The following is a 12,832-nucleotide window of genomic DNA, read 5'->3' on the forward strand; positions in this document are numbered from 1 at the left end:
CGTCGGTCAGCCAGAAAAGGTCGCTCATGTCACCGCTCCGTTTTCCGGGCCGTGAATCACGCAGCGCTTTGAAAATCAATGCATCCTGACCCTAGCCCAATAACTCTATGTCTCTGCAGCAGGGTCGACCAACGCGCTGCGCCGAAAATTTGCGATTTACTTGAAATAAACTTCCTCAGGCCTCTAGCGGAAATTGATGGTGAGACTTACGCGATGTGGCTGATCAATAAGGTAGCCAAAAAAATCGCGAAAATCTAAAAAAATTGCTTTTTGGGCCTGTTGCTTTTTCGACAGGCTCTTATCTCGCCACGACTGATGAATGATCTGATCGCAAGAAATCAGGAACTTGGATCATTTGGGGGGCGCAATCATCTTGGGTGTTTAAGGCGCCCCAGATGGCCCAAACGGACGCGCAATACCGCGCTTCGTAACAAAAAAGAGGAAAAGAGCAGGACAATGAAAATTAATCTTAACAAAGAGCACGCAGTTGAGGCAATGCTAAAAACGGTTAACGGCAAAGCAAAAAATTTCACGATCACGACCAGCTCTCATCTCAAGAGCTACTATGTGGAGCTCGCCGAGAAAAAACTCGCGGAGGTGCTGCCGAAAGCCGCGTGGACGGGTGCAACAGTTGAATGCCGCCCGGAGGGACCCTCATCTATGTCCTATCGTTATTCAGCAAAATCGACCCGTTGCGTTTTGAAGCGCGGAGCAAAGGACTGGTTTCTCGTGAGGGCTGAGAAGGATCGCGTTTATCCGCAATCTCGCAAAATTTGCGATGTGACGTTGACGGATAAACAAGCTCTGGCATCCATCGAGCATCGTAAGGTGCTCTTGGTTCGCGACTACGGAGTGTCCGAAGAGGTTTTGTATTCCCGTGACATTCCTGTTCCTGTGGCTGCTAATGACAACAGCGCACCGAGTGCCGCGACAGCTACCGACGAACACATGCCAGAGCACCAGCAAAACGCGATCGAGACATAAAGCCTGCATCGTAGAAATTCGGACAGGCTCCCAGTCAGAGAGAGCAATGGCCGCGAGCGTCCTAGGCTCTGACAGGTCCAGGATGATTTTGGAGCATTATGGCTTTTCGAGGCCCCCGAAAATGAAAGGCAAGATTTTTCAAAAAAGTTCTTCGAAGGCTCTTGCGGTATAGTTTCGCTGACATATTTGTATTTTGTATCAAGCGAGAACAACGGAGAATTGCCCCGCATAGGTGGGGATGTCCCGAGTATCTGCATTAAATTCCAGAACCTGTAACAGGGTTTATTAAACCGGAATTTAGAACATCCGCGAAAGCGGCGCTCGACATGCCCCGTGCAAGGCGGGGACATACCCCGTATCAGGCGGGGAGATAGACCTGAGAGAACTGTTCATGTTCTCTCAGGTCTATCAAATTCATTCGATATTCAAACATTACAATTTTCGGAGGATATCCGTAAGGCTTCTTTGCAATGATATTCATTCAGCCGCGAGTAATGGATATATTTTCTTCGTCAAAAGACCGAGGCTAAAGATTTGGATTTGGCTGCGTTGTCATAATTTATCTTTTTTCGGAGTACAGTATCACACGCTGGCAGGAAGGCTCGCAGGGAAAGAGAAGTTGAATCGCTTTGGATTTGTACCACGACACCATCATGGATCATGTGGGCCGCATGCGCTCTTTTGCTATCTGCTAAAGCCGCTGAAACGCATTTTCATGAAAGAGCCCACAGGATGGCCACCGTGACCGCGGTTCGAAGCCGGTGTCGGGGCCGATGATGATCATCAGTGCCCGCGCCCAATTTGTGAATAGTATACCAGCCTCAAGATGGGCTCCCGTCTACCATCACGGCCCTGAATCGAACGCGATGATTGGATTCAGGAATTGAATTGGACTGAGCTGGGGCAGGGGGACATACTCTATGCCATGCCACAGAGCCCTGCACCTCTTCACCTGATCCGTCGCGACCCATCGTGCAATATGTCGCGGTTTTATGCGCTGTCTATAGAGCCGACTTTGTTTGGAGAGGTCATGTTGATCCGGACTTGGGGTCGTATCGGCAGTAATGGGCAGATGAAACTGCAGACATTCTCTCAGCTTGAGGAGGCGTCTGCTGCTTTGAACGAGCTTCGTCGTCAAAAACTCAAACGCGGGTATCGCGCTGAGGGTGACATCGCCGATGCGCAGTTTTCCGACGTCGCACGATAGCACGAGCCTCGGCTGAGACCGGACTACAGGCCGCCTGCCGAGGTTCTCTTGGTTGAAGGATCCTGTCCTCAACGAAGCATCTCCGAGAACGCCAAAACGCTCTCGTGATCGTTTTGGCGTTCTTCTACCAGGAGGATGTATAGAGAACGCTATACCCGTCAGCGAGGGCTTTGCGGGCCAGTGTGACGAATTCTAGATCCCCAAGTATCTCGGTCTCGTCAGGGATGTCGAAATAAAGTCCAGCCGTTTCCAGCAGGGGGCTTGCTTTGATAATTATATGAAGCACGTCCAGGTCTTGAGCGTTCAGTACCACGGTCGCGCCATTGAACATCCGATCCGTGCCGCCTTTCATGAAATATAGCTCTTTCATCCATGCGTGCAGGCCGTGGTGTCTGCGCCACGAGTAGAGGTCTTCGACTTCTACAGGGTTGCAATCGGCCTCGCCTGCGAGGGGCTCTTTGGTGATCATTGCGTGCATATCCAGACCCAAATTTGACTCCGCTGTTTTGTCTGCCAAACGCGGGGTGATCCCCGCTCTGTACGAGTTGTCTCCGTCTCGTCAGTTTCAATATAAGGGCTGGTTTTTCAGCAGGCTCGCGCGTCCTGAGAGTTATCCACATGAGTTGTTAGTAGCTGCAGGAGCCCCGCTCCATCGCCGCCGCAGCACGGGCACGATCAGTTTTGTTCGGCTGTCGCTCCGTAAATGCTGTCTTAAAATGTGCGGTGCCAGCGCAATGACCGACTGGGTGCTAAGCGCCAAAACCTTGGAGTAGATCACAGTTTTGTCGCGCGCCGTTGTCGCTGGCGGTCCCTCCCAGCGGCGCGCGCCGGCCTGTCGCCGCCCCGCAGGTCCGAGATAGACATGCGGCTTGCGACTTGGGCTTTACCGAGGCCTCTCCGCCGCGCCGTTTAGTGATGCGGGCGCGGGCTTTTGCAACGTGCTGGCAACACGCGCTTCCCATTCAGCGTCCGGAGAGTGATCAGTTACTGGAACCCACACCGCACGATGACCGGCCTGAACAAAGATCCCCTCATTCCCTGCTGCATCTGATCTCCAAGCTAGGGTGCAGGCCCCAACCCATCTGCGCGCCAGACGCCCGACCTCTCTCAACCACCGCCCTCTGCTCCAACGGGCTGGAACAACAGATCCAGCTGAGCGTCCAACCGGACCTGACGGTCGATCACCTCCTCGAGCAGCGTTCCGATCCGGTCCTCGACGAGGGCCAAATCCGAACGGGAGGGTGCTTCGGCGAGTTTCGGCACCGCTTGGGTCAGGTTCTCGGCCGCCGATGTCATCGCGCGCTCGATCTGGGAAATGTCGATCAGAAACTGGTCCAGCCTGTCGGCGAGGGGATGGCCCTCGCGATCGAGCATTTGGCGCAGCAGGTCGATCAGGGTTTCTATCCGAGAAAGGAGGTGTGGGTCTTGGGGTGTTGTACTGGTCATTGAGTTTGTTCAGCTGTGCAACGATGGCGCGGAGGCCATTTGTGGGGTGTTTCAGGAGAGTTTTCGCGAGCCAGTGAGACTGGATGAAAATGCGAACACGTGCGGTCATACGCTCCAGCGCGCCCATGAGCGTTTCGCGCGGCGATCCTGCAGGGCGCGTGCTGCTCAGAAACTGCATTGGGTCGGGCGGATCGACCCAGCTCCAAGAGCGGAGGCGCCGATTTGCCTCCCAGCGTCGCGCGATGGCCTCCTCTAGACGCGTCGGGGCATCCAGGATTTCAAATTGCCTTGCGCGGATGGCGTCGAATGGATCGATCGCGTCGTCCTCGCCGCCGCGCAGAACGGCACCGGTAAACGTTACATGTGGCCCGGGTCCGATAAGGGGGCCGCAGGTGAGGTCGCGCCGGCTTTGACTGGTCACGCCCCAATTGTGGCAGGCGAGCCCCGCGTTGAGCCGCGCGACGATCTCATCGCGATCTCCCTCGGTGTCGCGGGCGGCGGCGCGGCAGAGGCGCCAAGCCTGGAACCAAGGCGCACTTAGATCGAATCCGCGTGCCCCAGCGGATTTGGCGCGGCGGAGTTCTGCGGCTTCGGCCACCATCCAACTCGGGGCCGACAGCCACTGCCGGCGCAGGGGGTCTCGGGGATCTGCCCATCCGACATGGTCATTGAGCACATCGACCAGAGCATTCCACCCCGCCCGGCTGGCGGCCGTGGGAGGGTTTGGGTTCACCGCATAGAGCCGCGCGCCTGGCATGCCCGCGGCTCTGGGGAAAACGATGCTGAGTTCGACACGGCCTGTATGGGTCTGAGCCGTGACCAAGATCGGCGGTCGCGCCCGCGCGGGGATGCCGCAATAGGCAAATGCGATACAAAGCTCAGCGGCTGACTGTAGCATCCTTCGCACCTCAGGATCGCCGTTTCGGAAAGCGTCAACGCGGATGTCTTCCTGCGCAAAACTTAGCGTTGCGACCGCGTATCGGCACCGGAACGGGAGCGCATTGGTGTATTGGGTCACCAGCTGCGCATTGCCAGAGAGGGTTTCAGGTGCGGGGCTCCGAACCACAGAATGAGGGCGTCCGGCGAGCGGTTTGGTGACCCGTGGCGCAGTGAGATAATCGACCGCCGCGCGGACATCGTTTTTGCCGTGGGGTGACCAGGTCAGGAGCATGAAACCGCCTCATCAGCTCTCCGCTCTGCCAGTGCGGACTGCAGAACCGCGTCAAGCAGTGCCGAGACCTCCGTCATTCCGGTCGCTATAGTGGCTGCGTCTGTGTCGCGGTCAAACCGGGCTTGGTCCGCAATTTCTGCGAGCAGCCCATGACACGCGGTCAAGAGACGAATGACCTCTGTCCGCTGGGGGGGCGGCGCCAAGAGCTTCCGCGACTGTGTCGATTGCACGACGAATGCCGACACCGACAATTGTGCCCGGGCCGCTGCGGATTGCACGCGAGACCATTCTTCGTCTGTGGCATGTATCCTGCGGCCCTTGGTTGGTGCATTCCGATGATATCTATGGCTCATGGTCGCTGTCTCGATTACGGGCCCGCCGTGGGACCCTTGCTGTTCACGCCGTCGAGCTGAACGCCCGAGGCAGAAACAACATCGCACGACCTGCGGCCGCCGCGGCGGCACACGCGCGTAGAACTGTGGACAAGTGGGGCCACCCGCCATCCACCAAGAATGGGATCGGCCTTTATTTTAGGGGGGAGGACAGATGTCTAAGGGCAGCGCAGCACATCTAAAAAATTTGCCAGCCTCCGCCCTTAAGAGCCAAGCACCACCAGCTTGAGGTGGTAATGCATAAAGTTTTTCAAGGATTTTCTAGATTTGGAATCAGGGCCATCCTTGCGGAATACGGTCACACTCCAAGGGTAGAGGGTGTCCCTCAGAGTGACAGGTCTCAGACCGGCATCGGCAGACAGGACGGCATCATGATCCTAAGATTACTCTCCGATCTCGTGCTGATCGAGCCACTCGGTGAGCATGCGCCGGATGATTTCCGGGCGCGTCGGTAGATCCGGCGCCTGGCGCCGCGCCTCATCGATCCTTGCGAGCAACTCGGCGCTCATGCGGACCATCTGCGGTTCCATGACATCTCTTTTCGCGGACATGACGAATTTCTCCTCAGCAAGGCTTGCGAAATCATGTAATCGCGATTACATTGTAACTGCGGGACGGTCAAGTGCGCCAACACTCAGCCGCCCCTAACCACACGCAAACCTGGATAAGAGGTTCACCATGGCTACTGCCGTTGCTATCACGCGCCCTGCGCAAACGAAATCCACCCGAGACTATAGCGCACATATTTTGCGCCGGAATTTTCTCCAACTGCTGACGGACATCGACACGGCTACCGCAGCCGAGCTCGAACTGACCTGGGCCTCCGAGGGACTGCCTGGGGGTATGGGCGATCCTGCGGTCTCTAAATATTTGCGCGAGTCAGAGGCGGCCTGGGACCGGGTGACCGACTGTCTGGCGGCGACCACTGCAGCGGCGACAGGCGTGGGAAACAGCTGTGTCCTACGCAAAATGACTTATTGTCTCCGCTCTGTTCTCTCCTCCGAGTCTTCTGGCGAATTTGACCGCGAAATTGCCGCGGCGCGCCGGTTGATCGCCGAGACCTGCATCCTGCCCAACGCCTCCGTCGCGGACCGCGATTTTTTCACAGTTCTGCAAGCGGTTGCGGCGCGTCTCGATGGCCTCGATAGCCTTGATCTTTACCGATCGGGCGCACCTGACCCGCAGCTCAATTTGCACTGAGCCAGGTCCGGTTGGTCCTCTCAACAGTGTGACCGCCCTCATTCGTCCAAAGCCATCCCTTTTCGAGTGCGCCCATCGCGGGCGCACCCATTGGTCATGTTTTTCGGGAAATTTCAAATGCCCCTCGTTCATTATTCGCGGCGCTCTCGCCGCGCACCTGCGCATGTCGCACACATTCTCATTGATCACCGTCTGGCGAAACCGTCCTGGCACAGCTTGGCCAGCCAACACGGGTACCGCTACTTTGGACGGGACCCGAAAATTCGGGCGCAGGTCTATCTGCGTTGCCTCTCCTGCGACGGCGTCATGGCGGTGCATACCCATGTGCTCAGGACGGCGCGGCCGGAATGCACCTCCTGTTATCTCAGGGCGATGGCGCGAGAAGCCACCGCTGCAGGACTGGAATTTCTCCGGCCCTGCCCACACGACAGCCATCGCGGGATTTACCGCGCGTCCTGCGGACATGAGGTCTCGCGCCAACGGGTGTTTGTCCAGAAAATCGGGGCTGGCAAGGTCGCGCTCCGCTGCGAAACCTGTTTGGAAAATAGAAATGCCGCTGAGGCGCGAAAACATGGCTGGATCCTGCTCGGCGCGCCGTCGAACGGCGATCCCAACTATCGCCGGTATCTCCACCATGGATGTAGCCACCAACAGGATATCACCGTTAGCAACATGCTCTCGGGGCGATTTGCCTGTCATAGCTGCTCCGAAGGTTGGCTGTCGGATACCAGTTATATCTATCTTGATTATTTTGAGCTGCCGGATGGGGCCGGGGAGTTCGTCAAAGTAGGCATGAGCCGGCGGCCGGAGGCGCGCTTGCGACACCAGTTTGATCTGGCCGATGGCGTCCATGCGGAGGTGCTTGAGAAAATTCGGTTCGACACCGGTGCAGAGGCCCTCAGAGCGGAGAAACAAATCCACAAAACTCTGCGAGATGCGCATCCCGAGTGGGTGGTCAGCGCGGAGGAACTCGATTGGATCGGGGTCACGTCCGAGATCTACCGAATCGAGGCGCTGCCGCGCATTCGCAAGCTTTTCGCCGATTTGAGAGCCCGCACAGAGGCTTAAAGCTTGCCGATCCCTGCATTCGGTCTCCGTCCGGCGCGCCTGACGGAGACCCTCTCCACTTTGCGCAATGGAGCAAAATTTATGTCATCTCCGTCCCACCCAATTCGGTTCATGCGCCGCGTTCTGCCGGACATGGTGAACCCGCCAGACAGCGAATCTGTGCTGCAACCGGTCGGAAAAATGCTTATGGCGGCGCGGTTCCTCACGGCAATTGGCACACCAGAGGCCGCGCGTGCGCTGGATACACAAATGACCGTCACCCTCCTCTGTCATGAGGACAGCGAGGTGCGGGTCCATTTCGCCTCGGCCGCGGAAGCGGTTTTTGCCGCCCTGTCTGACGGTTTGGCCCGCAATCTGATGGCAGATCTCTGCGTGGTCACGTTTGAGGGTTCGGGAAGCCGCGACCAGAGACACTTGAGCAAGCAATTTCACGCAGCGCTCGACACAGCCCTCCTCCGCGGCAAAGCCGTGGTCGCGGTCGTTCGCGACGAGGGGGATCTCTCGGATGCGGGGCGCCTCCTCCTATCTCGTACATATCGTCTGCCCCCGCTCTCCGGCACTATGGTAGCCGAGGTCATGCGCGCCCTCGGGCATGCCCCCTCGCGCAAACTGGCAGCGCGCCTGTCGGAGGCGGACGATGCCATTGCATGCCTGCCAGGCGCGGCGATCATTGGGGCACTGCGGCTTGAGACAGCCGGTAGTATGGTCCGCACGATCCTGAACGCAGCCCGCCGCCTCAAGGGACCGGAAAAACCCGATCTGACCCTCGAGGATCTGCATCTCTCCGATGAACTCGAGGGGCATTTGCGTGGCATCGTTGCCGACCTCAATGGGTGGCGGGCTGGCGCGGTGGCATGGGACGATGTCTCCTGCAGTACGCTGCTCTATGGCCCGCCCGGTTGCGGGAAAACTTCCGTTGCCCAAGCACTTGCAGGTTCTGCAGGGCTGCGTTTTGTCAGCGCAACCTATGCCGAGGCACAGGCTGCAGGCTCGCTGTCAGATTATTTCGCCGCGATGGAGCGACGGGCCAGAGAAGCCATCGCCCACGCGCCGAGCCTGTTTTTTGTTGATGAGATCGATTCATTGCCAGACCGATCGGCTCAGGGTGGGCACAACGAATCCTATGTGACTGCGGTTGTAAATCATGCGCTGGAGCTGTTTACGCGTCTCCATCGAACACCCGGTGTTGTAGTGATGGCGGCCAGCAATCACATCTCTAAAATCGATCCCGCACTGATCCGCGCCGGGCGCCTCGACACACATTTCTATGTGGGTCTCCCGGATCGTGCGGGCATCGAAACGATCCTCCGAAAACGTCTGGCCTCCGCCGGAGCAGATCTTGATCTCGCCGCCATGAGCCGTTTGCTGGTGGGCCAGTCGGGGGCCGATGTTGCCACCGCAGCGACCAAAGCCCGCGCGATTGCGCGCCGCGCAGGCCGTCCGATCACGGATGCGGATCTGCTGCAAGTTATCGGTGAGAATGGGCGGACCGCTCCAGAGGGGCCATTGGAGAGGATTGCGCTCCATGAGGCTGGCCATGCGGTTGTATGCGCGTCGGTCGGCCTGCCGCTGCCAGAGCGTGCGATTGTCTCTGCTCGAGAGGCGCATGTCGCCTCCAAGCCCCCGTTGACGCTCGGCCAGCGCGAGCTCGAGCAGCTGATGGCAACTCTACTGGGAGGGCGCGCTGCTGAATTGTTGATTTTTGGAACGGCCTCAGCGGGCGCAGAGTCTGACATTGCTCAGGCGACAGGGTTGGCACTCACCGCGGAAACGCGGATTTGTGTTGGGGCCCTCATGCCTGTGTACCTGCCATACTCTGCTGACCGGCCGCAAACATGGCCACCGGAGCTGCATACGGCCGTTCGAAAACGAATGTCCGTGGCGCAGAAACTCGCATTCCAAGCCGTGCGGCGGAATGAAATGGTCCTGCGGGCGCTGGCGGATGCCCTGCTCGCGGCGCGCGAACTCAATGCGGCGGATCTGGAACGGTTGCTGCGATCCGTGGTCCATGTGCCGCTCGCGTCGGATCGGGCGCCAGCGCTCCCCGTCGAACTGTTCGCAGGCGACGCCTCCTCTGACCCAGCAGAGCAGACCTCCGACGCTCGGACCCCACCAGAGCGCGCTCCTTGAAATTACCGTGCAACAGGGGAGCAGCCCTGCGCTGTTGCACCGCTCGGCAGAACGAGGATGACCAACATGGCACTTGAAACCCCGGCCCGTTTGGAGCCCTGCGGTCTAGAGGAGACGGTCCCGAGCGGGCTCTTGGAATTAGTCCATGAACTCCGGTCTGCAGCAAACGACCTCGGGACACGGCTGAATACCGGTGTTGCGGAGGAGCTGCGCGCGATGATGCGCATCGCGAATGCGCAGCATTCGAACCGCATCGAGGGGCATATTGCTAACCCCCCCGATATCGAGCGGGCGCTGGCAGGGCGATGGGCCGATGTGGAACACCCGGACATGGTTCAAGAAATAGTCGCTCACGTTCATGTGCAGGCTTGGGTTGATGCGCAAGCGGTTGAGGGCACACTGCCCGCTCCGACATCCGCAGTGTTCATTCAGGAATTGCACAGGCGTCTCTACGATAGGATGCCTCCCGCGCTACGTGTTGCCGAGCACGGGTATCTCAGCCGCGAGATCCTGCCCGGGATATTCCGAGGTGCAGGTCACGATGTGACGGTTGGTGCCCACATGCCGCCCTCCGGACATCGGATCGCGGCGTTCATGGCATATTTCGAGCGCCGCTATAGTGGTCTCACCCGCGGAACCACCGGACGCTGTCTCGCGATCCCAGCTGCGCATCATCGGCTCAGCTATATCCATCCATTCGACGATGGCAACGGGCGCGTTTGCCGGTTGATGACCCATGCCATGATCCATGCCGCCGAACTCGATGGGCAGGGTCTCTGGTCGGTCAGCCGAGGGCTGGCGCGGGGGCTTGAGGACTCCGCTGAGTACAAACAGCGTCTCGCGGCGGCTGACCAGCCGCGTCGCGGCGATCGTGACGGGCGCGGGAACCTGTCTTTGGCGATGCTCGAGAGTTTCGCCTTGTGGTTTTTGCAGGTGATGCAGGCCGAAATCCGGTTTGCGACCGCTCTTTTCGATCCGGCCGCTATTGCTGCGCGATATGGGGGGCTCATCTGCGATCTCTATCCCGAGCGCCCCCAACTCTCTCGTCTCGTTGATCTGGTCCTGAGTCAGGGCGAGGTGACACGCGACCAGATCCACTCTGTGCTTGAGCCGTCGGTGAGTGTTGCCCGATCGGATATCGACTGCCTCCTACATGCAGGTCTGTTGAAATCGACCAGCCCGGCGGCGCCCCTCCGGTTGGCGTGCCCACTTGCCTATCACGAGCGCCTATTCCCCCATCTGTTTTGTGACGATGCATGACAGTGTGTTCTCGTAGACCCTCCCCTGTGAGAAAAGTTCTCCATTGCCTCGGCAGAGGTCGCTCGGGTTTTGGCAAAGGGCTCCAGAGAGACATGGACAGGGCGGCAGTTGCCCAGAAGGGCCGAGCTGGTTGAATACTCTCATGTGCGCGAGACGCTGGTGCTCCGGCATCTGTCTCAGGCACGCTATGGCAGCGGCTCTGTTGGCCCGGCAGTTCCGCCGATCTGAAACCTCATCCCTCGCGTCCGTCCTGGCGGTACTATCGCGGCTTGTTCGATACTGCGCTATGCACCGCGCCGTCAGGATGCAAAGGACATCAATCACGGTGCTCCCCCTGCGCCTACCCCGCTTCGGCGAGTGGGCCTACGCGGTCGAGAACGCGATGTGCAAAGCTCTCAAACTGCACCCGGTAGCGCTCTGCCGTTTTCTGCGCCTCCTCAACGCGCGCCATGAGCGACCTCTCGCGTTCTGTCCACGTTGCCTTGGCGGCCTCGAAACCAGTCTCTGCAGCTTGAATTCTTGCAGCCGCCTCGGACATCGCCTCGTCATGGCGGGCCTGCATCTCGCCCATCTTCGCTTCCAAGGCCTCAAGCGACGCAAGTTTTTGATCCGCTTCGGCGAGACGCTCCGCCAGAGAGTGGCGTTCGTCCGACAACTGGGCATTCTCTGCAATATGCATTTCGAGCTGTGTCTGCAGAGCGGCGCGGTCAGCGCTGAGAGCCTCAAGTTGGGCCCGCGCCCCCGAGAGCTCGGCGCCATTTTGTGCCAGCGCCTCAGACCACATTTGGTTGAGGCTCGACAGGCCAGCGATCAAGAATTCGTCGGGCAGGTCGAACGCGGCCCTGGCGCGATCATCGCGATCCGCGAGCTCAGAGAGCAGTGCTCCGATGGCGCCGGTATTGCCGCCAATAGTGTTGTGGATCAGGCTCACGGTAGGTTTCTTTCCGTCTCGCAGCGCCTGCTGACGCGCCAAGTTTACGTCATCCAGGTTGAGAGTTTTCATATTTTTATTCGACATTTGCCTGCTCCGCTTCTGTTGCTCTAGGCGACGTAAGAGCCTCAAAAATTTCCCGCTAGAGCGCGAAGCCAAGTTTTTTTCGGGAGAATGCGTTTTTTTCGCGGGGGTTGGGGTGCGTGGGTAGAGAGGCGACCTCATGGTCCGACCGGCCCGATTTTTGCCGTAGGCGCCCCGGAAATCGGCACGTTTGTCCATCAATATCTATGAATTATGCAAGTGCCGGTCTTTTCTTTGCCTCGAAACTCCCTTGTTTTATTGGGGTTTCAGCGGCCCCCCGCGCGCTTTCAAAAATGTTGCACAGGCCGAAATGGTACCTCGGAACGATTAAGTGTTTGTTAAATATTGGAAATCTTCATCAAAAAGCGCCGCACCTTAGATCACGCAACAATAATATCGAGTAAATACAGGTGCTTAAGGTATGTTGCATGTTGCGTGCGGATGAATAGCTCCCTGCGCGTGTGTAGGTGCGTGTGTGTATGTGTATGTAAGAACATATATCTATTTATCTGTTACATGGTATAGATAGATAGAAAGATCTTTAGATTTCAGTGCTTTAGGCATGTTGCAGCGCCCGCAACAGCGCTGTAACAAACTGAAAAAAGTGTTACACTGTTGTTTTTGTTGAATAATAATCATCAAAAAATGGCAAAATGCCGGGAGGAAGCCAGATTTCAGCGTAAAACCCTCTGTAATAGGCTCAAAACATGCCAAATTCGGAATGTGTTTTGAGCTTGGAGTCTTGTCGGTTTACCACAAAAAAGCTTCGACGACTTTGAATGCTGGCTCTGGCATTCAGCTCTCATACTCTAGACGCGATCGTGACGAGGCCAAGGATGAGGGGCATCGGAAATGCCTGTTACTGGCATTGCCAACTTGCTGAAGCACCTGAGGGCGTCTAGCGTTTTGGCATGATGATACCAGCTGAGATGCCGCGCCTGAAAGGCTATCGTTTCCCA

Annotated in this window: 11 protein-coding genes; 6 read left to right on the top strand and 5 right to left on the bottom strand. The window is 58.0% G+C overall.

From position 1 onward, the window contains the following. Positions 1 to 456 precede the first annotated feature (456 nt). Together CLV74_RS21960 and CLV74_RS21965 are read left to right on the top strand one after the other, a co-directional pair. Complete coding sequence (locus CLV74_RS21960; protein ID WP_106269017.1) at positions 457 to 984, top strand: hypothetical protein; 528 nt, start codon at positions 457 to 459, stop codon at positions 982 to 984. Between the two features lie 925 nt (positions 985 to 1,909). Beyond that, positions 1,910 to 2,191: a WGR domain-containing protein gene (locus CLV74_RS21965; RefSeq protein ID WP_106269040.1), complete on the top strand. Its 282-nt coding sequence runs from the start codon at positions 1,910 to 1,912 to the stop codon at positions 2,189 to 2,191. Positions 2,192 to 2,315: 124 nt separating this feature from the next. Here CLV74_RS21965 and CLV74_RS21970 read toward each other — a convergent pair whose 3' ends face one another. The 4 genes from CLV74_RS21970 to CLV74_RS21990 form a co-directional block, all read right to left on the bottom strand. Beyond that, positions 2,316 to 2,660: a phosphoglycerate kinase gene (locus CLV74_RS21970; protein WP_146135006.1), complete on the bottom strand. Its 345-nt coding sequence runs from the start codon at positions 2,658 to 2,660 to the stop codon at positions 2,316 to 2,318. Between the two features lie 638 nt (positions 2,661 to 3,298). Next, positions 3,299 to 3,637: a hypothetical protein gene (locus CLV74_RS21975; RefSeq protein ID WP_106269021.1), complete on the bottom strand. Its 339-nt coding sequence runs from the start codon at positions 3,635 to 3,637 to the stop codon at positions 3,299 to 3,301. A 1,161-nt stretch (positions 3,638 to 4,798) separates the two neighbouring features. Then, positions 4,799 to 5,311 (bottom strand): plasmid mobilization protein, encoded by a 513-nt coding sequence (locus CLV74_RS23510; protein WP_425430994.1) that lies wholly within the window; start codon positions 5,309 to 5,311, stop codon positions 4,799 to 4,801. Positions 5,312 to 5,583: 272 nt separating this feature from the next. Further along, positions 5,584 to 5,751 (bottom strand): ribbon-helix-helix protein, CopG family, encoded by a 168-nt coding sequence (locus tag CLV74_RS21990; protein WP_245888658.1) that lies wholly within the window; start codon positions 5,749 to 5,751, stop codon positions 5,584 to 5,586. A gap of 127 nt (positions 5,752 to 5,878) precedes the next feature. Between CLV74_RS21990 and CLV74_RS21995 the strand changes: the two genes are divergently transcribed. From CLV74_RS21995 to CLV74_RS22010, 4 genes are all read left to right on the top strand, one after another. Next, the gene (locus CLV74_RS21995; RefSeq protein WP_106269028.1) at positions 5,879 to 6,400 is read left to right on the top strand and encodes a hypothetical protein; all 522 of its coding nucleotides are present in this window, start codon (positions 5,879 to 5,881) and stop codon (positions 6,398 to 6,400) included. A 117-nt stretch (positions 6,401 to 6,517) separates the two neighbouring features. Continuing rightward, positions 6,518 to 7,468 (top strand): GIY-YIG nuclease family protein, encoded by a 951-nt coding sequence (locus tag CLV74_RS22000; RefSeq protein WP_170108131.1) that lies wholly within the window; start codon positions 6,518 to 6,520, stop codon positions 7,466 to 7,468. A gap of 111 nt (positions 7,469 to 7,579) precedes the next feature. Then, positions 7,580 to 9,598, top strand: a complete 2,019-nt coding sequence (locus CLV74_RS22005; RefSeq protein WP_170108132.1) for an AAA family ATPase — start codon at positions 7,580 to 7,582, stop codon at positions 9,596 to 9,598. 66 nt (positions 9,599 to 9,664) lie between these two features. After that, the gene (locus CLV74_RS22010) at positions 9,665 to 10,858 is read left to right on the top strand and encodes a Fic family protein (RefSeq protein ID WP_170108133.1); all 1,194 of its coding nucleotides are present in this window, start codon (positions 9,665 to 9,667) and stop codon (positions 10,856 to 10,858) included. A 340-nt stretch (positions 10,859 to 11,198) separates the two neighbouring features. On the opposite strand, the gene CLV74_RS22015 is transcribed toward CLV74_RS22010, so the two are convergent. Then, positions 11,199 to 11,876: a DNA-binding protein gene (locus CLV74_RS22015; RefSeq protein WP_170108134.1), complete on the bottom strand. Its 678-nt coding sequence runs from the start codon at positions 11,874 to 11,876 to the stop codon at positions 11,199 to 11,201. Between the last annotated feature and the right edge of the window lie 956 nt (positions 11,877 to 12,832).

The sequence above is a fragment of the Donghicola tyrosinivorans genome (assembly GCF_003003355.1).
GTDB lineage: Bacteria > Pseudomonadota > Alphaproteobacteria > Rhodobacterales > Rhodobacteraceae > Donghicola > Donghicola tyrosinivorans.

Coding starts and splice junctions, on each gene's coding strand:
- CLV74_RS22000 (WP_170108131.1), top strand. CDS start 6,518: ATGCCCCTCGTTCATTATTCGCGGCGCTCTCGCCGCGCACCTGCGCAT.
- CLV74_RS21995 (WP_106269028.1), top strand. CDS start 5,879: ATGGCTACTGCCGTTGCTATCACGCGCCCTGCGCAAACGAAATCCACC.
- CLV74_RS22005 (WP_170108132.1), top strand. CDS start 7,580: ATGCGCCGCGTTCTGCCGGACATGGTGAACCCGCCAGACAGCGAATCT.
- CLV74_RS23510 (WP_425430994.1), bottom strand. CDS start 5,311: ATGGCGGGTGGCCCCACTTGTCCACAGTTCTACGCGCGTGTGCCGCCG.
- CLV74_RS21990 (WP_245888658.1), bottom strand. CDS start 5,751: ATGTCCGCGAAAAGAGATGTCATGGAACCGCAGATGGTCCGCATGAGC.
- CLV74_RS22015 (WP_170108134.1), bottom strand. CDS start 11,876: ATGTCGAATAAAAATATGAAAACTCTCAACCTGGATGACGTAAACTTG.
- CLV74_RS21965 (WP_106269040.1), top strand. CDS start 1,910: ATGCCACAGAGCCCTGCACCTCTTCACCTGATCCGTCGCGACCCATCG.
- CLV74_RS21970 (WP_146135006.1), bottom strand. CDS start 2,660: ATGATCACCAAAGAGCCCCTCGCAGGCGAGGCCGATTGCAACCCTGTA.
- CLV74_RS21960 (WP_106269017.1), top strand. CDS start 457: ATGAAAATTAATCTTAACAAAGAGCACGCAGTTGAGGCAATGCTAAAA.
- CLV74_RS22010 (WP_170108133.1), top strand. CDS start 9,665: ATGGCACTTGAAACCCCGGCCCGTTTGGAGCCCTGCGGTCTAGAGGAG.
- CLV74_RS21975 (WP_106269021.1), bottom strand. CDS start 3,637: ATGACCAGTACAACACCCCAAGACCCACACCTCCTTTCTCGGATAGAA.